The organism is Flavobacterium sp. PMTSA4, from assembly GCF_032098525.1.
Classification (GTDB): Bacteria; Bacteroidota; Bacteroidia; order Flavobacteriales; family Flavobacteriaceae; genus Flavobacterium; species Flavobacterium capsici.
The window spans coordinates 840,456-862,953 of record NZ_CP134890.1 but is presented as its reverse complement, the minus strand read 5'-3'; the positions used below and the strand labels follow the sequence as shown (position 1 = coordinate 862,953).

The 22,498-nt window shown below is 33.4% G+C and carries 22 protein-coding genes and 1 tRNA gene; 8 read left to right on the top strand and 15 right to left on the bottom strand.

Annotated features, from left to right (window positions below; all coding sequences use genetic code 11):
- The first annotated feature begins 183 nt into the window (after positions 1-183).
- The 3 genes from RN605_RS03985 (at position 184) to RN605_RS03975 (ending at position 2,987) form a co-directional block, all read left to right on the top strand.
- Positions 184-1,641, top strand: coding sequence for a WG repeat-containing protein (locus RN605_RS03985; protein ID WP_313322415.1), 1,458 nt, complete (start codon positions 184-186; stop codon positions 1,639-1,641).
- A 319-nt stretch (positions 1,642-1,960) separates the two neighbouring features.
- Positions 1,961-2,557: a DUF6498-containing protein gene (locus RN605_RS03980; RefSeq protein ID WP_313322414.1), complete on the top strand. Its 597-nt coding sequence runs from the start codon at positions 1,961-1,963 to the stop codon at positions 2,555-2,557.
- The gene (locus RN605_RS03975; RefSeq protein ID WP_313322413.1) at positions 2,541-2,987 is read left to right on the top strand and encodes a hypothetical protein; all 447 of its coding nucleotides are present in this window, start codon (positions 2,541-2,543) and stop codon (positions 2,985-2,987) included. Before RN605_RS03980 ends, RN605_RS03975 begins: the two co-directional genes overlap by 17 nt.
- Positions 2,988-3,158: 171 nt before the next feature.
- On the opposite strand, the gene RN605_RS03970 is transcribed toward RN605_RS03975, so the two are convergent.
- The 8 genes from RN605_RS03970 to tpx all read right to left on the bottom strand — a co-directional run bounded on the left by RN605_RS03970 (position 3,159) and on the right by tpx (position 11,946).
- Positions 3,159-4,403, bottom strand: coding sequence for a site-specific integrase (locus tag RN605_RS03970; RefSeq protein ID WP_313322412.1), 1,245 nt, complete (start codon positions 4,401-4,403; stop codon positions 3,159-3,161).
- Between the two features lie 259 nt (positions 4,404-4,662).
- Positions 4,663-4,750 (bottom strand) — tRNA-Ser (locus tag RN605_RS03965).
- 134 nt (positions 4,751-4,884) lie between these two features.
- Positions 4,885-6,018 carry a 3,4-dihydroxy-2-butanone-4-phosphate synthase gene (ribB, locus tag RN605_RS03960; protein WP_313322411.1) on the bottom strand — a complete coding sequence of 378 codons (1,134 nt, stop codon included), beginning with the start codon at positions 6,016-6,018 and terminating at the stop codon, positions 4,885-4,887.
- Position 6,019: 1 nt separating this feature from the next.
- Positions 6,020-7,921, bottom strand: a complete 1,902-nt coding sequence (locus RN605_RS03955) for an LptF/LptG family permease (RefSeq protein ID WP_394853491.1) — start codon at positions 7,919-7,921, stop codon at positions 6,020-6,022.
- A gap of 5 nt (positions 7,922-7,926) precedes the next feature.
- Positions 7,927-8,568 carry a LolA family protein gene (locus RN605_RS03950; RefSeq protein WP_313322409.1) on the bottom strand — a complete coding sequence of 214 codons (642 nt, stop codon included), beginning with the start codon at positions 8,566-8,568 and terminating at the stop codon, positions 7,927-7,929.
- Position 8,569: 1 nt separating this feature from the next.
- Complete coding sequence (locus RN605_RS03945) at positions 8,570-11,026, bottom strand: DNA translocase FtsK (RefSeq protein ID WP_313322408.1); 2,457 nt, start codon at positions 11,024-11,026, stop codon at positions 8,570-8,572.
- A 38-nt stretch (positions 11,027-11,064) separates the two neighbouring features.
- On the bottom strand, positions 11,065-11,445 hold the full coding sequence (locus RN605_RS03940) for a diacylglycerol kinase (protein ID WP_313322407.1): 381 nt from the start codon (positions 11,443-11,445) through the stop codon (positions 11,065-11,067).
- A gap of 3 nt (positions 11,446-11,448) precedes the next feature.
- A complete protein-coding gene (gene tpx / locus RN605_RS03935; protein ID WP_313322406.1) occupies positions 11,449-11,946 on the bottom strand; it encodes a thiol peroxidase in 498 nt (165 codons plus the stop codon).
- Positions 11,947-12,004: 58 nt separating this feature from the next.
- Here tpx and RN605_RS03930 point away from each other — a divergent pair, with 58 nt between their 5' ends.
- Positions 12,005-12,619 carry a class I SAM-dependent methyltransferase gene (locus tag RN605_RS03930; RefSeq protein WP_313322404.1) on the top strand — a complete coding sequence of 205 codons (615 nt, stop codon included), beginning with the start codon at positions 12,005-12,007 and terminating at the stop codon, positions 12,617-12,619.
- A 137-nt stretch (positions 12,620-12,756) separates the two neighbouring features.
- The gene (locus RN605_RS03925) at positions 12,757-14,475 is read left to right on the top strand and encodes a tetratricopeptide repeat protein (RefSeq protein ID WP_313322402.1); all 1,719 of its coding nucleotides are present in this window, start codon (positions 12,757-12,759) and stop codon (positions 14,473-14,475) included.
- 47 nt (positions 14,476-14,522) lie between these two features.
- Here RN605_RS03925 and lpdA read toward each other — a convergent pair whose 3' ends face one another.
- The 4 genes from lpdA to RN605_RS03905 form a co-directional block, all read right to left on the bottom strand.
- Positions 14,523-15,926, bottom strand: coding sequence for a dihydrolipoyl dehydrogenase (gene lpdA, locus RN605_RS03920; protein WP_313322401.1), 1,404 nt, complete (start codon positions 15,924-15,926; stop codon positions 14,523-14,525).
- 66 nt (positions 15,927-15,992) lie between these two features.
- Complete coding sequence (locus RN605_RS03915) at positions 15,993-16,622, bottom strand: carbonic anhydrase (protein ID WP_313322399.1); 630 nt, start codon at positions 16,620-16,622, stop codon at positions 15,993-15,995.
- Between the two features lie 32 nt (positions 16,623-16,654).
- Entirely contained in the window at positions 16,655-17,713 is a 1,059-nt protein-coding gene (locus RN605_RS03910; RefSeq protein WP_313322397.1) for a bestrophin family protein, read from the bottom strand.
- A 76-nt stretch (positions 17,714-17,789) separates the two neighbouring features.
- Positions 17,790-18,242, bottom strand: coding sequence for an Lrp/AsnC family transcriptional regulator (locus RN605_RS03905; protein ID WP_313322395.1), 453 nt, complete (start codon positions 18,240-18,242; stop codon positions 17,790-17,792).
- Positions 18,243-18,417: 175 nt separating this feature from the next.
- On the opposite strand from RN605_RS03905, the gene RN605_RS03900 reads away from it, so the two are divergent.
- Positions 18,418-19,620 (top strand): aminotransferase class I/II-fold pyridoxal phosphate-dependent enzyme, encoded by a 1,203-nt coding sequence (locus RN605_RS03900; protein ID WP_313322393.1) that lies wholly within the window; start codon positions 18,418-18,420, stop codon positions 19,618-19,620.
- Positions 19,621-19,698: 78 nt separating this feature from the next.
- Here the strand turns inward: RN605_RS03900 and RN605_RS03895 are convergent, their stop codons facing one another.
- From RN605_RS03895 to RN605_RS03885, 3 genes are all read right to left on the bottom strand, one after another.
- Positions 19,699-20,022, bottom strand: a complete 324-nt coding sequence (locus tag RN605_RS03895) for a hypothetical protein (RefSeq protein ID WP_313322391.1) — start codon at positions 20,020-20,022, stop codon at positions 19,699-19,701.
- Between the two features lie 106 nt (positions 20,023-20,128).
- Positions 20,129-20,518, bottom strand: coding sequence for a hypothetical protein (locus RN605_RS03890; RefSeq protein ID WP_313322389.1), 390 nt, complete (start codon positions 20,516-20,518; stop codon positions 20,129-20,131).
- Between the two features lie 28 nt (positions 20,519-20,546).
- A complete protein-coding gene (locus RN605_RS03885; RefSeq protein WP_313322387.1) occupies positions 20,547-20,753 on the bottom strand; it encodes a hypothetical protein in 207 nt (68 codons plus the stop codon).
- 480 nt (positions 20,754-21,233) lie between these two features.
- Here RN605_RS03885 and RN605_RS03880 point away from each other — a divergent pair, with 480 nt between their 5' ends.
- Positions 21,234-21,923 (top strand): hypothetical protein, encoded by a 690-nt coding sequence (locus tag RN605_RS03880; RefSeq protein WP_313322385.1) that lies wholly within the window; start codon positions 21,234-21,236, stop codon positions 21,921-21,923.
- A gap of 164 nt (positions 21,924-22,087) precedes the next feature.
- Positions 22,088-22,453: a hypothetical protein gene (locus RN605_RS03875; RefSeq protein WP_313322383.1), complete on the top strand. Its 366-nt coding sequence runs from the start codon at positions 22,088-22,090 to the stop codon at positions 22,451-22,453.
- Positions 22,454-22,498: the final 45 nt, after the last annotated feature.

The window sequence follows — 22,498 nt, the reverse complement described above, 5'->3', positions numbered from 1 at the left end:
TTAATCTTGATTATAAAGTTTTATTTTACAGTAATTAAATTTAAGTTTATAAAGGAAGGTTTGGAAGTTTTTATTATAGAGTAACCAATTGTTTTGAAAAAATACGGCAAATTGCGTATTGACAACGAACACTAAATTCAATAAATTACCATACGATAATATATAACTTAATAAAACAGCAGAATGAATAGATTAACACTTATTGCCACAAGCTTTTTGCTATTTATGACATTCACAATACAAGCACAAGAAGCTCATCGAAAATATAATACCACGGTCAGTCAAATTGAAAAACAGCCTGATAGCAGAAGTAAATCGGAAGAGAGAGGAAAAGCATTGGCAATTTTTTACGACAGCCGTATTATAGAAGCAGGTTCTGAAACTGCCAAAACAGAAACTGCCACAATATTCAGGCAATTAATCGACTACGATTTTCTTGCAGCATACAACTTTTTAATGAAGCTAAAAAAACAAGACGATGCGCTGCTTTTCACTAAAAGTTATATGTCGCAGCAGGAACGAACAATGATAAGGACTGTTGCAAGCCATACCGTATCAAATGTCAATACAACCACATCATCATCTTATCCCGCCAATATCCCCCAACCAGGATATGGTGTAAAAGGGAAATGGAACTCCGGTACTTTAACTGCAAACACGACCAATGCCAATAATAATGCTGTGGTGCAAACCCAAACCAACAATGGTGTAACTGAAGTAAAAAGGGTATATAATGCAGAACAGACAAAAAACTTACCAGTATTAGAACTAAAACCTTTTAAAAACCACGACGGAAAATGGGGTTTTAAGGATGATAAAAATATAATTATTGTACAATCCAAATACGATGAAGCAAGTCCTTTTTCAGAAGGAATGGCGGCTGTATGCATAACAGAAAACAATACAAAGAAATGGGGATATATCGACCAGAATGGTAAAGAAGTCGTACCACTGATATATGGCGATGCCATCCGTTTTTCGGAAGGATTGGCAGCAGTACGCCCTGTCGGAAAAACTTGGAACTCCTTTTATGGCTTCATTGACAAATCGGGGAAATTAGTTATCCCACACGAATATCCTTTTGTATTTGACACAGCAATGTATGACGGATGGGTTTTCGTTGACGGTAAAGCGAAAGTGTATAAGGATAAAAGAATTTTCTACATTGATAAAACAGGCAAGGAACTAAAAGATGGAGCAATAGTAGCACAGGAATTAAAGGCTTTTAGTGATAAGCCTTTCAATCGTTTCGGAAAATGGGGTTTTAAAGACCAAAGCGGAAAAGTAATCGTAGCACCCAAATACAATAGTTCCCATCAATTCAGAGAAGGTTTGGCTGCGGTAAGTATTGGCGGTAGCTATGATGAAGAATTTGATATGGTTTTGGGAAGCAAGTATGGCTTTATAGATAATACAGGTAAGGAGGTCATTGCACTGAAATATGAGAGTATAAACGATGGATTTTATGAAGGATTAGCAGCCGTAAAGCTCAATGGAAAATGGGGTTACATCAATACGGCAGGTAACGAAGTGATACCATTTCAGTATTCGGAAGCATTCATATTTATGAACGGGAAAGCCAAAGTAAGAAAAGACGGTAAAGAGTTCTTCATCGACAAAACGGGCAAGGAAGTGAAGTAAATGAAACCCACCAAAAACGACATACTGTTTAGCATTACCGTATTATTTGCCTTATGGTTTATGGTAGGCGGTATATTTTGGGTGTATTGGTTTGCCCTCATTTTCGCTTACCCTTTCGGGATAGCAAGTTTGGTAATATGGCTTTGTATTAAAAAAGACGACAGAAAACGAAACCGTACCATACCGATAATCCTTATCGCAGGATTACTGCTTTCGTTCTCAATGCTATTACCAATGATAGTGAACAGGTAAAACAAAAAAATGAGGATACTGAACAACAAATAACATACAAGGATATATTGAAAGAACAAAATTTAGAATGAAGCAACTCTACAAAATAGATATACTGACGATGCTTGTCATTACTCTTTTGGGTATTGTCCAAGGGCAGGTTACTGTATTCTACATTATTTATCTATTCTGGTTTCAGGAGCTTATTCGTACTTTGGTAGATTTTGTATGTCTGATATGGAAAAAGAATACCATCCGGAAAAAATTTGATTTTATAAAAATTTCTTTTGGAAGTTTTTTTATCTTGTTCATTTATGTAGTGTTTATCGTCTTACTGTTTGGCTTTATGCTCAATTGGGGCAACAGGGATTTACTCGGCAAAAATATATTGGTGCTGATGTTTCGGAATTGGTACTTCAATGCCAATATGCTGTTGTTTTTTGCCGAATACATTTACTTTCGAAGTAAATCCGATAATACAAATTTACAGATGCCGTTATTCAGCCGAAGACACATTATTTTGCACATTTCCATTATACTGGGAGGGTTGATGCAACTGGCAGTTGTACCACATTTTAATCTTGAAAATAATATATGGGCTTCCGCAATGGTTATACTACCTTTTTTATTACTGAAAATATGGATTGACAGACCTGAAAAAATTAAAAATGCTATACCAAAATAAAAGAGCTGTTACCTTACATTTGGTAAGTTTGCTGACATTGACATTGTCAGTTTTTGTATTTTATATGATTTTCTCGGATTTGGACGATTTTTTTATAGAATACAGTTCCAAAGCATCGGGTATTGGTTGGATGATTTTTTTTCTTGTAGCAGGAAATTGCATGATGGCTTGTATGCTTTGGATGAGTGGACGATACATTTTACGAATTGAACGTATTGACGAAAAAAATATTCTCATTAAAACTTGGTCAATTATTGGTTTTCACAAGACTCGGAAATATCCTGCCACTGTTCTTAATACAAGCGTATTCAATAAAGGTGTGTCTAATTACTTAGGGGCACCTGTTGTTGTAGCTCCTTATTCCGTGTTAAAAACTTCCACAGGAAAAAAACTGATTTTAGATGAACAAGGAATTTTTTATACCAATTAAAGAGAAAATAATTTTCCATACTTTTTGTCATTTTTATATAAAGAAAATGAAAATAGAATAAAGTTTGATGGCAAAAATAGAAGAGTATTTATCAAGATTATTTAAGTAGGTAGATATGCTTACTAACTAAGTATAAAATTTTGGATTGAGATAAAAACGACGTTTCCAAAATTATGAAACTTGCGTTTTTTGATCCCTAGAATTAATGATGAATTTATTTTTTAATATCTTCATATCCTCACTCACTTTTCTGTCTAAAACTTTTGCATAATGTTGAGTAGTTCTGAGGTTTTTGTGTCCAAGCATTTTGCTTACGCTTTCGATAGGCACACCATTAGTTAATGTTACCGTTGTTGCAAATGTATGTCGAGCAATGTGAAAAGTTAGTTCTTTTTCAATTTCACATACTCCTGCTATTTCTTTTAGGTAAGCATTCATTTTTTGATTGGACAGGATAGGCAGGAGTTTATCTTCATTGATACACTGCGGATGATTTTCGTATTTATCGATTATCATTTGTGTAACTGGAAGGATTGGGATTTTAGAAGCACTTTCGGTTTTTTGTCTATGCGTGAATATCCATTTCTCACCATCAATACCGATGCTTATATGGGATTTTGTCAAGTTTTTAACATCAATGTATGCCAAACCTGTAAAGCAGCTAAAAAGGAAGATATCGCGAACTAATGAAAGTCTTTCTGTTTTGAAATCTTTTTCGATTATACTTTGAATTTCAGCTTCAGTAAGATAAACTCGTTCCACTTCTTTGACTTTTGATTTGTAGTTGGCAAAAGGATTTTTTTCTAACCAGTCATTGGCCAAACAAAGTTTGATTATTTTATTGAAGTTTTTAAGGTATTTGACAGCTGTATTATTAGCACAGTTTCTAACGCTTCGTAACCAAAATTCGTAATCGGTTATAAAGGCATGGTCAATTTTGGTAATATCTATATCGGAAATGTTGTATTTCCATTGCATAAACTCAATAGTATGTTTGAGTGAAGTAGTATAACGCTCTAATGTTCCTGGAGCGTATTCTTTTCCAACCAATTCTTTTATTTTGTTGTTGTGGTCTTGGAAGATAGGAACGAGCATGCGTTTGGTTTCTGATAAACCAAACAGTTCATTCTTTAAACTCTCAGAAGTAACTATAATATCTTTTTTGAAAAGTTTCTTCTCTGCTTCTAAAACTTGATTTTTTAGATAATCAAGATGACTATTGATTGTTCTAGCTTCTTCTGTTGTACCCTTAACTTTGTTACCTTCTGAGGACCATTTATCAGGATTGATATATTTGTTAGTGCTAAGCTCAAATCGTTTAGCATTAACTGTAACTCTGGTATAGATTGGACAAACTCCTAAATTGTTGGCTTTTGCTCTCTTGATGTAGAAGAGAATGGATACTGATGTGTTCATTGTTGGTGACCTTAAAGTTAGTATTAAATTTATTCGATTTAACAACTACACACAAGATGTACATTTTTTGAATATGCTATTGAACACCTTGTAGTAGCGGTGCTTTCGTTGCGAGGTGTCACTTAAAATTTAATTTATTAGTGACACCTTGAAAGACACCTAAACTTTGAGATTTAATGAATAATTTGGTACAGCCCTAAAAGAAAAAACCCGCTAAATCTTTGAATTTAGCGGGTTTTAGTACCGTTTGTATTTCTACTGGCGGAGAAAGAGGGATTCGAACCCCCGGACCTGTTACAGTCAACAGTTTTCAAGACTGCCGCAATCGACCACTCTGCCATTTCTCCAATAAGTCATGCATTGTTTTCTAATGCGGTTGCAAATATAACAACCTTTTTGGTTTTGCAAAAAGATTTTTAGTAAAAAAAGTAACTTATTTTAAATTATCTTTTAATGTGTTATAATTCTTTGAGTTACCTTATTAATAATTTACATATTCTGTTATTTCTAAACCATAGCCAATCATTCCGACACGTTTGGTTTGGGTGGTATTTGATACTAATCTAATTTTTGAGATGTCTAAATCGTGTAGAATTTGTGCTCCAATTCCAAAATCTTTATTGTCCATTTTGATTTGAGGTGCTTTCATGATACCATTTTCCTGGAGTGATTTTAGTTCGGTTAAGCGGTTTAGAAGCTCGAATGATTGTATTTCCTGATTGATAAAAATAATTGCTCCTTTGCCTTCGTTGGAAATCAAAGAGAACATATCGTCTAATTTTTTATCTACATCAGTGGTTAATGTTCCCAGTAAATCATTGTTTACCTGAGTCGAATTTATTCTGGTTAAGATTGCTTCGCCATTATTCCAACTTCCTTTTGTTAGCGCTATATGTACTTGTTTGTTTGTTGTTTGCTGGTAAGCTCTCAATCTAAATGTTCCAAAGCGTGTGTGGATTTCGAAATCTTCTTTTTTTACAATTAGACTGTCGTGTTGCATTCTGTATGCCACTAAATCTTCAATTGAAACTAGTTTCAGGTCAAACTTTTTGGCTACTTCGTACAGTTCAGGTAAACGCGCCATTGTTCCATCTTCATTCATGATTTCAACAATTACTCCTGCGGATTTGAATCCTGCTAAACGGGCAAAATCAATAGCTGCTTCGGTGTGACCAGTTCTTCTTAAAACACCACCTTGTTTTGCGGTTAATGGAAAAATATGTCCTGGACGTGCTAACTCGAAAGGTTTTGTTGATTCATCTACCAGTGCTAAAATGGTTTTAGCTCTGTCTGAAGCCGAAATTCCAGTTGTAACTCCATTTCCTTTTAGATCTACGGAAACTGTAAATGCTGTTTCCATATGGTCGGTATTGTTTGTTACCATTGAATGAAGTTCTAATTCTTTGCAACGTCTTTCGGTTAGTGGTGCGCAAATCAATCCACGTCCATGAGTTGCCATAAAGTTTATCATCTCGGGTGTAACTTTTTCGGCTGCAGCAAGAAAATCGCCTTCATTTTCTCTATCTTCATCATCAACAACTATTATGACTTTTCCTTGACGAATATCTTCGATAGCTTCTTCAATAGTGTTGAGTTTGATTTTTATATCATCCATTTTAGTTAATGAGTTTGTGTTTTAGCAGTTCATTTAGCGAAATTCTATTGTATATGTAAAAGATAAAATAGAATGGAAATGATGCAATTAGTTGTGTAAATAAATTTATGGGTAGTGTTGTTAGTTTGTGTTTGTAAATTGTTTTTAAAATCAATTGAGTTTTTATTAAACAATAAATAAATAGTATTGCTAATCCAATTAAGATATAAATGTTATTTGGTTGAAGTAGAATAACCGCAACCAACAACACGTTGCAGATTAATGTTATATTGCTGTAAATATTGTAGTCTTTGATTAAACCTGATAAATCTATTATCGGTTTTTTTTCTTCGACTTCAATTTTTTCAACTTTTTGAATTTGTTCAGTAACTATTGGGCTTGATGGTACTGAAGCGTTAGTTGAATAGTCTAAAGTTGTTTTTGAAGTTGGAGCTGCAAGTACTAAATCTTCTTCTTTTTTGCTAAATAATTTTTCAATCCATTCAATAAAAGGAAATAGATTTATAGACATAACGCCTTTATCATCGGTTGCTCTTTTGGTTAAAAATATAGCAAATGGAAGCAAGATGAGTGTTGCCATCCAACATCCTAAAAATGGAGTTATTCCGTTTTCTTGAGCAAGCTTTTTTCCAAAAGTATTTATGAAGTGGTAAATAATAAATATCAAAACCGCAAAAACAATTGGTAACCCTAAACCACCTTTTCTAATGATAGAACCAAGCGGCGCACCAATAAAAAACATTAGTATACAAGAAAAGGCAATGACAAATTTATCATACAAAGCAATCCAATGTCCGCTTATGTTTTTTGATTTATTTTCAAACTCATAAACTGAACTTTCTAATGAAAAATTTGTTCCATCAACATTTGCAGTAGCTACTTTATAAATTTGTTGTTTATCAGTATCTGAAAAATTAGATATGACTTTGTTGTTATTAATTAGATTTTTTGATTTTAAAGTGTCGCCATTGTAAACAAAGTTACTCGAGCCGTAGTTGGAATTTGAATATGCTGTTCTGTCGTTAATGTTTTCAACATACGATTTGATGTCTTTATTGTAATTTTTAGTTAAAGAATCAATAGTATAATTAAGTTCACCAACAGTTAGCATTGTGTTAGTGTTCGTGATTTCTTCGTCTTTTAAATCCGTATTATTGAATTTAGACAAGTCAATATTGATGATGTATTTTTTGAATTCGCTTTTTGCAAAAGGAATTTTATTTCGTTCTTCAAATTTTTTAGGAACAATATCTTCGTAATAATTTCCATTTTTTAAAACGAGTTTTAAAATATTTGATTCTTTACTACTAACAATTTCTCCTTTATCTGCTTTGATAATTGCATTTGTTCCAAATCCAGTATTAGTTTTTTTGTGAATGGTTACTTTATCTAAAAATCTGCCTTCGTCACCTGATTTTTTGTCAACTTTTATAGTATAATTTCCAACTTCTGAAAATTGTCCTTCGGCAATTGCCATTGCAGGTTTCACTTGAGCAATATTTCTTCTAAAATTGATGAATTTAAATTCCGCATATGGAATTACATTGTTTGCAAATAGAAAAGCGATGACACTTAAAATTCCTATGAACACAATCAAGCTGTTCATAGCTCTTTTTAGAGAAATCCCAGAGGATTTCATTGCTGCAAATTCGTAGTTTTCTGCTAAGCTACCAAACGTCATTATAGAAGCCAAAAGCACTGATAGCGGTAAAACTAAAGGCACAACTCTTGGAGTTGCAAAAAGTAAAAATTTGATAACCGAAACGAAGTCTAAATCTTTTCCGGCTAGTTCAGAAATAAACAACCAAACTGTTTGAAGAATAAATATGAAAAACAGTATGACAAATACCGTTGCAAAGGTAGAAATGAATAATTTTAGTAAGTACTTGTCAAGTATTTTCACTTGTATTAATCTAGTTTATTGATGTAGTAATTTGGATATTTACTAGATGCAAAGGTAAACTGATTTTTTGATAAGGGTTGATTTGTTTTAAAAGAATTAACAGTCAAAGTAGTTTTTGTTCCATTTTTACCAATTTCAATTACGTTGTAAATGGTTTTGGTTTGTGAATCTATTCCAAGAAGTATTTCTTTTCTTGCATCTCTAGAACTGTTAGGTACCAATTTTATGTACTGAATTTTTCTTCCTTTTACGTCTTGTAGAATGTCCCAATAATATTTAAAACCGCTATTGAAAAAAGTCAACATTTTTGATGGTGTAATAGCGTTTTCATCTTTTTCGTCAATACTTGAAATTGTAATTTCTTCGTCTTCAGGAACAATAGTGTAACTTTTTTTGCCATCATAAATTTTTGTAACTCCCATAAAATTTAAATAGTACATATCACCATTTAAAATTACATTTCCTTTACTTTCTTTATTGATGTTTTCTTTAGCATTGTATAGCGAATATTTAAAATCGATTACTATATTGTTATACGATTTAATTTTTGCCGTAACCTGATCTAATAAATCTTTCGCTTTTTTATCCTGCGCATTGATAGTAAATCCTACTATTAAAAATAATACAGTTGCTATCGCTTTTTTCATTTTAAATATTGTTTTGTTCATTGTTTAAAAATTGTTCTAACGAAGCCAAGTCAGTTATATTTACACTTCTAGCTTTGCTTCCTTCAAATGGACCAACAATTCCAGCTGCTTCTAATTGATCAATTAGTCTTCCAGCACGATTGTAACCCAGTTTCAATTTTCGTTGCAATAATGATGCCGAACCTTGTTGGGATGTAACAATTATTTCAGCAGCTTCTCTAAATAATGTATCTCTTTCTGAAATATCAATCTCTAATGAAGTGCTACTTCCTTCTTCGCCAATATATTCTGGAAGTAAATAGGCACTAGCATATGCTTTTTGCGAACCTATATAATCTACAATTCGCTCAACTTCTGGAGTATCAACAAAAGCACATTGTACTCGAACCAAATCGTTTCCATTAGTATATAATAAATCTCCACGACCAATTAATTGGTCAGCGCCTTGTGTATCAAGAATTGTTCTAGAATCTATTTTTGATGTTACTCTGAATGCAATTCTCGCTGGGAAATTTGCTTTGATAATACCAGTAATTACATTGACCGATGGTCTTTGAGTAGCAATAATTAAGTGAATTCCAATAGCACGAGCTAATTGAGCCAAACGAGCAATAGGTGTTTCAACTTCTTTTCCAGCAGTCATAATCAAATCGGCAAACTCGTCGACAACCAAAACTATGTAAGGTAAAAAACGATGTCCGTTTTCTGGATTTAGCTTCCTTGATTTGAACTTTTCGTTATATTCTTTAATGTTTCTAACCATTGCATCTTTCAACAAGTTGTAACGATTATCCATTTCAACACAAAGAGAATTTAACGTATTAATTACTTTGTTATTATCCGTAATAATAGCATCTTCAGTATCTGGTAGTTTAGCTAAATAATGACGTTCTATTTTATTGAATAATGTTAGTTCAACCTTTTTTGGATCAACCAAAACAAATTTTACTTCGGCTGGATGTTTTTTGTACAATAGAGAAGTTAAAACAGCATTCAAACCAACTGATTTTCCTTGACCTGTTGCTCCAGCCATCAAAAGGTGAGGCATTTTGGCTAAATCAACTACAAAAGTTTCATTTGAAATGGTTTTCCCTAAAGCAATCGGCAATTCCATTTCGGCTTCTTGAAATTTAGAGGCAGAAATTACAGTTCTCATTGGAACCATAGTTGGATTCTTATTTGGAACCTCAATACCAATAGTTCCTTTTCCAGGAATTGGTGCTATGATACGAATTCCTAATGCTGAAAGTGATAAAGCAATATCATCTTCTAGACTTTTAATTTTTGAAATACGAATTCCTGCTTCAGGAACAATTTCATATAACGTAACCGATGGTCCAACAGTTGCCTTAATTTGAGCAATTTCAATTTTGTAGTTTTTTAAAGTTTCTACAATACGATTTTTATTTTCCTCAAGCTCTTCTTGATTGATTGTTATTCCAACAGATTTATATTCTTTTAGTAAATCAATTGTTGGAAATTTATAATTTGACAATTCTAGTGTTGGATCAAATTCTCCAAAATCTGCAACAAGTTTTGCTGCCAAATTTTCTTCAACAATATCTTCTTCAGTAGCTTTTTCTATTACAAAATCATCAGAAGTTGATTCTATTATTTCTAATTCCTTAGAAGCAATTGGAGTAGAAGTTGTTTCTTTTATTGTTGGTTCTAAATTAATTTCGGATGCTTTTTCGATTGTTGGTTTTAAAGCTTCTTTATTTATTTCAAATTGAGAAGTTTTTAAAACGGGTTCTTCAATTTCTTCTTCGTCTTCTTTTACTGCAAATTCCTCAAGATTATAATCTGTAGAGTTATTTGGAGTTGAAATGCTTTTGAAATCTTCAGTTATGTCTTTTTTCTTTTTTTCAAAAAACGATTTAATAGAATCGGGAGAAACTTTTATTTTAAAAATTATGTAAATCAATAACCCAAATATCAATACTAGAATAGTTCCAGTTTTTCCAATATAATCTTGAAAAAACAAATTCATTTCATAGCCAATTGTACCACCAAGTTCTGGTAATGTTGTCGCAAAAAAACCAAAAGTTATCGAAAGTAGAATGATGGCGAACAAATCCCAAAACCAAGTATTTTTGAGTTTTTTAAGTGGTAAATCTAAAAGTAGAAATGCACCACTTAGGAAAAACAATTTAACAAAAACAAAAGAAGCTGCACCAAAACCTCTGTAGATAAAAAGATCTGCTAAATAAGCACCAAACTTACCAAGCCAATTTTTTACAGTGTCTTCTCTGTCCAATAAATCGCTAACTGCGCTTTGGTCTTCTTGTCCGTAAATGAAAAAGGAAACAAAGGAAACTAGAAGTGCAATTGAGAAAAGAATCAATAAAAAACCAAACAATACTTTGTACTGTTTTTTTCTTGCAACGTTTTTTTCAGGACTTTTTTTATCGGTTCCTTTTTTATCAGCTGTTGTTTCTTTTTTGGTTGTTTTTGCCATTTGTTATAGTATCGTAGCTATAAAAGTAAAAATTTAATCTAAAAATTACACAATTTTGGAACATATATCAATAAACCAACGGCAATTGAGGCAATTGCAGCAAATAAAACTGCTCCACCAGCAATATCTTTTATGAATCCTATTTTTTCGTGATACTCAGGATGAATAAAATCGCATATTTTTTCTACAGCAGTATTCATTCCTTCAATGGCTAAAACCAATCCGGTTGCCAATATCTGCATCATCCATTCTTCTCTTGAAATGTCAAAATAAAAACCAGCAATAATTAAAAGGATTGCTATTGAAAACTGAACCATTACACTATGCTCAGTAGTTATTAGTTTTCGTGCACCAATAATGGTATAGCGAACGCTTTTTAATCTTCCTGTAATGAATGAATTGTCTTTTTGAAATTCCATAATTTATAATTCTTTTAAAGCTGATTCATAATCAGGTTCATCAGCAATTTCAGGAACTTGTTCGGTATATTTTATAATTCCATTTTCATCAATTATGATAACTACTCTAGAATGTAAACCAGCAAAAGCACCATCAATAATTTCTAGACCATAACCTTTTCTAAAGTCATCTGATTTATAATCTGACAGCGTAATTACATTTTCTAAGCCTTCTGCGCCACAAAAACGTCTTTGAGCAAAGGGTAAATCTCTTGAAATACAAAGAACTTTAGTGTTTTCTAATTGACTTGCTTTTTCATTAAATTTTCTAACTGATGTAGCACAAGTACTTGTGTCTATACTTGGAAAAATATTTAAAACTAATCTACTTCCAGCAAAATCTTCTAAAGTAGCAACGGTTAAATCATTTTTTATTAGTGAAAAATTTGGTGCTTTTGTTCCAATTTTTGGTAAATCACCATTGGTATTAATAGGAATTCCTCCTAAAGCTATTGATGCCATTAAAAATTAAATTTTTTAGATTTCAAAAGTAGTAAAAATTAAATAATTTAGCACCAATATGGAAAACATCAAAGAACATTGGGAAACTGTTTTTTCTACAAAAAAGGAAAAAGAAGTTAGCTGGTATCAATCCAAACCAGAAACATCAATTAATTTTTTTATTAATAACGCTATCTCAAAAGAGGCTAATATTATTGATATTGGCGGTGGCGATAGTTATTTGATTGATAATTTGTTGGATTTAGGATATACCAATTTGTATTTATTGGATATATCTTCAAATGCAATTGAAAAAATCAAAAAAAGACTTGGTGAAAAAGCAGCACATGTAAACTTTATAGTTTCTAATATTTTAGATTTTGAGTCAGAAGTTAAATTTGATGTTTGGCACGACAGAGCTTCATTTCACTTTTTAACCAAGCCTGAAGATATTCAAAAATATAGAAGTATACTTAATAATTTGACTAATAAAAAAGCTCATTTTTTCCTGGGAACTTTTTCTGAAAATGGTCCAAAAAAATGTAGCGGATTAGATATTAGTCAGTATACCACTGAATCATTAAATGAAGTATTTAAAGATGAATTTCTGATAAAAAACAGCTTCACCCAAAATCACAAAACACCATTTGATACCGAACAGAATTTTGTTTTTTGCGACTTTATAAAAAAATAAATTATCTATAAATGTTTTTGAAAGCCAACTTGTCTCGAGTTGGCTTTTTTTATTAAAAATTTCAGTTTATGTTTTTGTAAATGTTTGATTTTTAGTTCATTTATTTTATATTTGATAGTGTTTTAAAGCTTACTATTATGAAAAGTATTTTTGGATTATTTATCATGTTTTTCCTGTTGTTATGCTCTTGTAAAAAAGAAGCAACAGACGAAAAAATTGCAATTGGAAAAAGTAGATTCAGTTGTGCGCCACAAACTATTGATGCAAAATGGTTTGAATCTGATAATAAAGCACCACTTTTTGAAGGCTTAGATGTTGTTAATTATCCTATAAGCACTAATAATCCAGAAGTTCAAAAGTACTTCAATCAAGGGTTGGCTTTTGCTTATGGATTTAATCATGCCGAAGCAGCTCGTTCTTTTTATTATGCTACAAAATTAGATTCATTATGCGCAATGAATTTTTGGGGTTATGCATATGTATTAGGTCCAAATTACAATGCTGGAATGGAACCAGATAATTATGAAAGAGCATACAAAGCTATTCAGCAAGCTATAAAACTAAGTGATAATGCTACCGATAAAGAAAAAGGACTCATAAATGCTTTATCAAAACGATATGTTGAAAAACCAATTGATGACAGAAGTGCTTTGGATATTGCTTATTCAGAAGCTATGAAAAAGTTAGCTATGCAATATCCTGATGATAGTGAAATTAATACTTTGTATGTAGAGTCAATTATGAATTTGCATCCCTGGGATTTGTATGATAAGAAAGGTTTACCTAAACAATGGACACCAGAAATTGAATTGCTTTTAATTAAAATATTAAAAAAAGACCCAAAACATGTTGGTGCAAATCATTTTTACATTCATGCAGTTGAATCTTCAAATACTCCAGAAAGAGGAAATCAAAGCGCAAAACTATTTTATGAAGGTTTAGCAGATAATTTAGGGCATATAGTTCATATGCCTTCGCATATTTATATAAGAACGGGTGAATACCATAAAGGTACTTTAACAAATATCAAGGCTGCAAAAAAAGACAGCACTTATGTAACAATGTGTCATGCACAAGGTGCTTATCCTTTGGCATATTATCCACATAATTATCATTTTTTAGCTGCTTGTGCTACTTTAGAAGGAAATTATAAATGGGCTAGAATAGGAGCAAATGAAACTTCTAATCATGTACATCCTAAAACAATGATTGAACCTGGATGGTCTACTTTACAACATTACTATGTAATTCCATATTATGTTGCAGTTAAGTTTGGTAAATGGGATGATATCTTAGATATGAAGTTAATATCAGACACTCTAAAATACCCAAATGCAATTTCTCATTATGCTAAAGGAATGGCTTATTTAGGAAAAAAAGATTTAAAAAAGGCTAAATTAGAGTTATCCAAATTAGAAAAAATAGCCAATGATGATTCTATGAAAAAAATGACTATCTGGCAAATTAATTCAATGTACGATTTGATTCAAGTTTCCTTTAAAGTTTTAAAAGGAGAGATTTTAGCTTCTGAAGGAAAGTATGATGAAAGCATAGCTGAACTCAAGGCAGCAGTTGTTGTTGAAGATGCATTAAATTATAATGAACCACCAGATTGGTTCTTCTCTGTACGACATAATCTTGGTGCGGTTCAAATAGAAGCAGGAAAATATAATGATGCAATAAAAACATTTGAGCAAGATTTGAAAGTATTAAAAAATAACGGTTGGGCACAACATGGTTTAAGATTAGCCTATGAAAAACTAAACAATAAAGACAAGGTAAAAGAAGTTGATGACTTGCTTGCAAAAAGTTGGGCAACATCTGATATAAAAATTACTTCTTCAAGAATTAAATAAAAAAAGCCAACTCATTTGAGTTGGCTTTTTTTATAGAAATATATTTTTTAAACATGCAAAGCTCTATTTTCCGTAGCAGCTAAGGCAGCTTCTTTAATTGCTTCAGCATAAGTTGGATGCGCATGTGACATTCTCGAAATATCTTCAGCACTTGCTCTGAATTCCATAGCAGTTACAGCTTCGGCTATTAAGTCAGCACAACGAGCACCAATCATGTGAATTCCCAGTACTTCATCGGTTTTAGCGTCAGCTAAAATCTTAACAAATCCATCAGTATCACCACCAGCACGAGCTCTTCCTAAAGCTTTGAAAGGGAAACTTCCCGCTTTATAGTTCACTCCAGCTTCTTTTAATTGCTCTTCTGTTTTACCAACAGCAGCAACTTCTGGCCAGGTATAAACAACACCAGGAATTAAATTATAATCGATATGTGGTTTTTGACCAGCTAGAATTTCAGCTACCAAAACACCTTCTTCTTCTGCTTTGTGTGCTAACATGGCACCACGAACTACGTCACCAATAGCATATATATTTGGAACATTAGTTTGTAAATGGTCGTTTACTTCAACCATTCCGCGCTCTGTTACTTTAACTCCTGCTTTATCTGCGTTTAATCCATCAGTGTAAGGACGACGGCCAACAGATACTAAAGCATAATCTCCTTCAAGTGTTATTACTTCACCTTTTGCGTTTTCGGCTTTTACAGTAACGGTTTTTCCTTTTCTATCTACCGATTGTACTTTGTGAGAAACATAGAATTTCATGCCTTGTTTCTTAAGTACTTTGGTTAATTCTTTTGATAATGAACTATCCATTCCAGGGATAATTCTATCCATAAATTCTACAACAGAAACTTCAGCACCAAGACGCAGATAAACTTGTCCTAGCTCAATTCCAATTACACCACCGCCAATAATTACCAAATGTTTTGGAACTTCTGGCAATTTTAACGCTTCTGTTGAAGTAATGATTCTTTCTTTGTCTAATTTGATGAAAGGCAAATTAGATGGTTTAGAACCTGTTGCAATGATGATATATTTACTTTCAATGGTTTCTGATGAACCATCATTCTTGGTTACTTTTACGTGAGTTGCATCTTCAAAAGAACCTATACCTTCAAATACAGTAACTTTATTTTTATCCATCAAAAATTTTACACCACCTGATGTCTGGTCAACTACTGCTTGTTTGCGAGCAACCATCTTTTCTAAGTTCACTTTTACATCGCCTTTAACTTCAATTCCGTGGTCAGCAAAATGTTGTAATTCTTCATAATGGTGAGATGATGCAAGCATAGCTTTTGAAGGTATGCAACCCACATTTAAGCAGGTTCCACCAAGTGTAGAATATTTTTCAATGATAGCGGTTTTGAAACCAAGTTGTGCACAACGAATAGCTGAAACATATCCGCCTGGACCAGAACCTATAATAGTAACATCAAATTGACTCATTTTATATATATTATTTTGTGTTATTTTAAAATCGGATACAAAAGTACATATTTTTAAGTATAAGATTTAATCTTCTAATCGGTAAATTTCCATGATGTCTTGAAGTGCTTTTTCAAAGTCAAATTTCAAATCAATAAGCTTACCTGTTTTGATGTCAAAAACCCATCCGTGTATCTTCATTCCTCGTTTGCGCATAGCTCTTTGAACTGATGCCATTTTTACCACATTGATAGCTTGCTCTTTTACATTTAACTCAACCAATCTGTCATAACGTTTATGTTGGTCTTCAATGGCGTTTAATTCATTTTTGTGTGCTCTATAAACATCACGAATGTTGCGCAACCAAGGATTTAAAATCCCTAAATCTTTAGCTTCCATGGCTGCTTTTACACCACCACAAGAGTAATGTCCGCAGATGACAACATGGTTCACTTCAAGATGCGCCACGGCATAATTAATAACGCTTTGTGCATTCAGGTCGATAGCATTTACGATATTAGCAACGTTTCTGTGTACAAACAATTCACCTGGTTGTAAACCCATGATGTCTTCGGCTGTAACTCTAGAATCAGAACAACCTATGTACAAAACATCAGGTTTTTGTCCTTTGTTTAAATCTACAAAATAATCTGGATTGTCTTTTGTTTTACCGGCAATCCATTTTTCGTTGTTTTCAAAAATTTTATTTAAATCCATCCGTGTGTTGTTTTTTAGTTTTTATGGAATTTTTACATCTGTACGTCATTTCTAATCTCAAATCCTTTAGGAATGTCTTCTTCTTTTTCTCCTAGATTTTGTCTTAAATCGATTTCTATTCCTCTGGAAATTGCCGATATTGGTACGTCGTTGGCTGAGCCTTCAAACGGGTTTTCGCCAACTCTTCCAATACGGTTCATGGTGAAAAACACCCACATTACTACTACCGAAAACGGTACCGAAAGCCATGTTATCCAGTTAGGACAGTGACCTGTTTTGGCTGCTATTTTGGTTGCAATCTCACCAAACTGCGATGCCATAGCCAATGGTAATATCAATAGAAATATCCAGGTGAAATAGTGCATTATCGATGCAAACTGTCTTGGATAGGGAAAGTTCTTAATTCGTTCTGATTTTCCTTGATGGGTAAAGAGTTCTTCGAGTACATTTTCTAATTCTAAAAATGAAAATTCCCAAATCAATCCTTTTTCTTTTAAGGTTCTTAAATGGTTGGATTGTAGGTATAAAATAGCCGTTTGCTTGTTTGTTTTTGATGCTATATAGTTCATTTCTTCTTTTGAAAGATACTGACTTATGGTAGTTTCAAAGTTTTCTTTAAACTCAGGAACGTATATCATATTAGCCCATTCTTTATTGGTCTTCTCATTCATTACATATTCCCAAGTGCGAGGTTGGCGCATTGCATAACGCAAAGCAGTAAGCCAGGCAATGTGTCGGTGGATAATTGTTTTTCGTTCCTGATGTAATTCTTCTTCCGATAAAGGATTTTTAGCATGGTCATTATTGATGAAATCCTGAGTCATCATTCCTAATGTTCTGGAGCTGTTTACGATGGCACCCCAAATTTGTCTTGCTTCCCATATTCTTCCATAGGCAGAATTGCTCTGAAAACCTATTATAAAAGCAACAGCTGTACCTATTAAAGCTATAGGCGTAAATGGAAATTGTATGATTTGATCACTATAAATAAACAGCAATACTTCTGCAATGGCAATGATAATGAACAAATACGTTTCAAATCGTGTCCATAGCATCATCTCTTTAAACGGGAATACTTTTCTAGTGTACATTGTTATGGGTTGGCTCTATGGTTAAAGTTTTAAAAATAATAAAAATATCTTTCTTTTAGTTAAAATAAATTAATAGCTATAAACTAAAAGCAGCCGTGTTCTTTACTTCTCCAATCATGAACGTGCTATGTGTGCTACCTATATGTTGAAGTGTCGTTAGCTTGGTAACCATAAACTCTCTATAGGCTTCCATATCCTTTACATAAATCTTTAGAATATAGTCGTAATCGCCGCTTACATGAAAACATTCCAGCACTTCTTCGAGCTTAACCACTTGCTGTTCAAACTTGGTTAAAAACTCTTTGGTGTGTTGCACCAGCTTGATATGACAAAATACCATAAAACTCTTGTCAATCTTTGTGCGGTCTAATTGTGCAATATAATTGGCAATAACGCCATCGCGTTCCAGCTTTTTAATGCGTTCGTAAACGGCAGTAACCGATAAGTTCAGTTTAGACGATAGCTCTTTATTGGTTTTTTTGCTGTCCTCTTGCAGCAAATTCAGTAGTTTTTTATCAATAGCATCCATAGATAGTGTGGCTTTAATCTTTTCGGTTTTTTTGAGTTTTAAAGAGTATTTTTAGAATAAAAATCTATAATAAATGATATTATTAGTTTAATATTCTAAATTTTTTCAAATGTATTGAAAATATGTTTATAAAGTATCAATTTTGGGTACCAATAAATCTAAAACCACACTTATAATGAGCACTTTTAATCCTGCTGATAAAATTCAAGACTTGCAATACTTTGGAGAGTTTGGAGGCGTAAACCCATCCATATCCGATAGTTCAACTTATACCTTTCTTTCGGCTAAGACCATGTTTGACACTTTTGAAGGCAACGCCGAAGGTTGCTACCTTTATTCGCGCCATTCTTCGCCGTCTAATTTATATCTTGGTCAGGCATTGGCTGCTATGGAAGGCACCGAAGCTGCTAATGTTGCCGCATCTGGAATGGGTGCCATCACGCCAGTATTAATGCAATTGTGTAGCGCTGGCGATGAAATCGTATCGAGTAGAACAATTTATGGCGGAACCTACGCCTTTATGAAGAATATGTTGCCAAAGTGGAACATCAAAACCAACTTTGTAGATATTACTAAATTAGATAGTGTTGAAGCTGCAATTACACATAATACTAAAGTGCTTTATTGTGAAACCGTGAGCAATCCGCTATTGGAAGTTGCCGATATTGCTGCACTTTCTAAAATAGCCAAGAAGTACAACATCAAGTTGGTGGTTGATAATACGTTTTCACCACTTTCGGTTACGCCAGCTCAATTGGGTGCAGATGTTGTAATTCACAGCTTGACTAAGTTTATCAATGGAAGCAGCGACACTGTTGGTGGTGTAGTTTGTGCTTCGCAATCGTTTATAGATGATTTAAAAAATGTCAATAACGGCGCCAGCATGTTGCTGGGTCCAACAATGGACAGTTACCGCTCTGCGAGTATCCTAAAAAACCTTCGCACGCTGCATATCCGTATGAAACAGCACAGCCACAACGCTATGTATTTGGCCAATGCTTTTGAAAAAGATGGACTAAAAGTAGTATATCCTGGTTTAAAAAGCCATCCTAGTCACGAAGTATATAGCGCTATGATTAACAAAGAATATGGCTTTGGTGGTATGATGACCGTTGATGTTGGAACCTTAGATAAAGCTAACGCTTTGATGGAGTTGATGCAAAACCGAAACCTGGGTTATCTTGCTGTAAGTTTAGGATTTTATAAAACCTTGTTCAGCGCACCAGGAACTTCTACATCGTCCGAAATTCCTTTGTTGGAACAAAAGGAAATGGGTTTGACTGATGGTTTAATCCGTTTTTCTATAGGGTTGGATAACGACATAGAACGCACGTATCAAATGATGAAACAGTGCATGAAGGAACTGAATATCTTGTAGTCTTTTTTATTTTTAATAGTTGAAATCCGCAGGTTTAGTCATGGCTTGCGGGTTTTTTTATGCTTGTAAAACTGATGTTTACATCTTACTCAAAAGCATCAAAACCGAGAACAACAGCAACCCTAAAAAGGCCAAACTAGAAGCTAAAATAGAGTTTTTGATATACGCATCGGGATAGTTGTTTGCTTTTAATAATTGGTTGGTGTGATAGGCTTTTAAGATGACCAACAGTATCAGTAACCAGAAATAAAGCGATAACAAAGTAAGCATTGGCAGTAAACCCGATTGTGCCAGAAATAAAAACCCAACTACCAAAACTATCATGATGATAAACGTATATTTTCTTTGCGGTGCAAAAAGGTCTATCAGTCCTGCTTTCTGCTCATGATTGAGGAGTTTCATGTTTTTTTCTCCCATTTGTCGGGCGATAAACATCATCACAAAAAAGCCGATTATATAAAAAATAACAGGATTCATAAGCAGTACTTTAAAAGGTAAAAATAAAGGTTTATTCTAAATTATCCCAACCCGAAGTATCTTCTTTTTTGATTTGAAGAATGGTATACAGTATAAGCAATCCTGCAAAGGTTAATGAGGAAGTCATTACATCCAAACCTTTATTGAGGTTGGTAAAAAACATCAAGGTGCTGCTAAGCGCTAAACCATAGAAAGCCCACTTCTTCCAAAACCAAAGTCCGATAGCAAAACCAAGGCTAAATATGCTTAAAATGGCACCAATTATCAACTCTTCTTTAGTAATATCAATGCCTTGTGGTTTAAAAAAACTTGGGTCAACAATAAAGCTTACTACCGAGTTTAGTGCATTTGCAACCATCATCAAGATTAACCATGCGGTTAAACAGCCGTGTCTTTGTTTAGGTGAAGTATTATTATCCATAGTTGGTGTTTTTTTAAGGAATGCAAAGCTACATCATTTTTTTGGTTTGTTGTTTTATAAGCCCCAGAAACAATCCATCACCTTCCCTTTGCAGACAGCGGCGTTTCGTTTGCAGACACCAGCGTTCCTTTTGCAGAGTCCAGCGCTCCATTTGCAGACACCAGCGTTCCTTTTGCAGAGTCCAGCGTTCCTTTTGCAGAGTCCGGCGCTCCTTTTGCAGAGTCCAGCGTTCCATTTACAGAGTCCAGCGTTCCATTTGCAGAGTCCAGCGTTCCATTTGCAGAGTCCGGCGCTCCTTTTGCAGAGTCCAGCGTTCCTTTTGCAGAGTCCGGCGCTCCTTTTGCAGAGTCCGGAGACGCGTTTGCAGACACACCGATACCATTTGCAGACTCCCGAGATACGTTTGCAGAACGCTCCCTTACCATTCCAAAAAAACAATATTAAAAAATCTTCTAAACTTCTAAATTTTTAACCTCATAACCTCTCTTCGTCATTGCGAGGCACGAAGCAATCTCTTCAACAACTAAACACTGACCACTAAAAATACGGACACTCCGTAAAACCCACTTACACCTTTTTTCTAACTTTGATGAAATTAGGGGGAAATCCCCCTTTTTTATAAAATGGAATTGATTAGATTTGGGAAATAAATAATGTCTGACGTTTGTCATACATATACACAAGTTATGCACAATGCCACTAAACCATTTGTAATATGAGAAACATTTTAATACTGATTTTATCTATTTCGTTAAGTTCATGTGCGCAATCAAAAATTGAAATTCCATCTAATTATAAAGAAATAGAAATTCCTAAAGAGAATAGTGCTGAATTTAGAAAACTCAACTATTCAGAAGATATATCAATTAAACTAACAGGAAGCAAAATTGAGACTTTTCCAACTCCTAGAAGAGTAGATTCAAAATTGAAATTTAAAAATGGATACTTAATTGGCTCTGATAATGGTGAATGGGGTGGAAAATTAATTTATAAAATTGGCGAAAAAGAAATTCAAATCAAGGAAGGAAATATCGTTTCCCTTTTTGAACTTGAAGGAAAAATATATTTCTTAGAAGGTTTGGCTCATGGCGTTACTAACTATGGAGAAATATATGAAGTTGAATATTCAAGAGATGTTTTTACATATAAAAAAGTCTTAGAACTTCCTGATAATCCGGAAACATTTCAAGTTTTTGAGAATAAAATATATATTGCCACTTTTGAGAATTTTGTAATAATAAATAATTGGAAAGTTGAAAAAGAAATTAAAGGTTTTTGGGATAGTCTTTACCCAAATTCACTCATAATTGAAAATGACAATCATATTTTTATAGGAATCAGAGGCGGAATAGTAGAACTACTTCCTAAAGATGAAATTATAAAACTCTATGTAAAGACAGATTAAGCACTGTGCATAACAGCGGTTTCGCGCAATAGCTCGTTAGCATTGCGCCGGAATCCCAACGGATTCCTGAAACCTTGTCTTCCGCATACTATTTTTTCTTAACTTGCCGCTACTGACGCGAAGCCGCGGAACGTTACCAGCAATTCTTAAACTCTCGTTTTCAAATGAAATACATCTTTATTATTCCAACATTAATATTTGTTGTGTCGTGTAAAAATGCCGAACCGAAAATTGAACCGAAAGAACTAATCGGAAGTTGGAAAATGCGAGATGTTATAGATCAAACTGGACAAAATGCAACAGAAAAGACAACTTTTTATAAAGACAGTGTAGTCGTTGAAATGTTTGCAAATAAAAAGTTAGCTCAAAGATTTAGTACTCAGTATAAATTTGATACTGTCAAAAATGTTATTCATTATGAGTTCGAAAAACAAAAATTGAATCTGAAAATTCTAAAGCTTACGAAATCTGAAATGGAAGTTCAATCACCGACAGAGAAAAAACCAATAAGACTTATACGCGCCGAATAAAAGAACTGCTTATAACAACGGTAACTGTTGCACAACAACCAATTT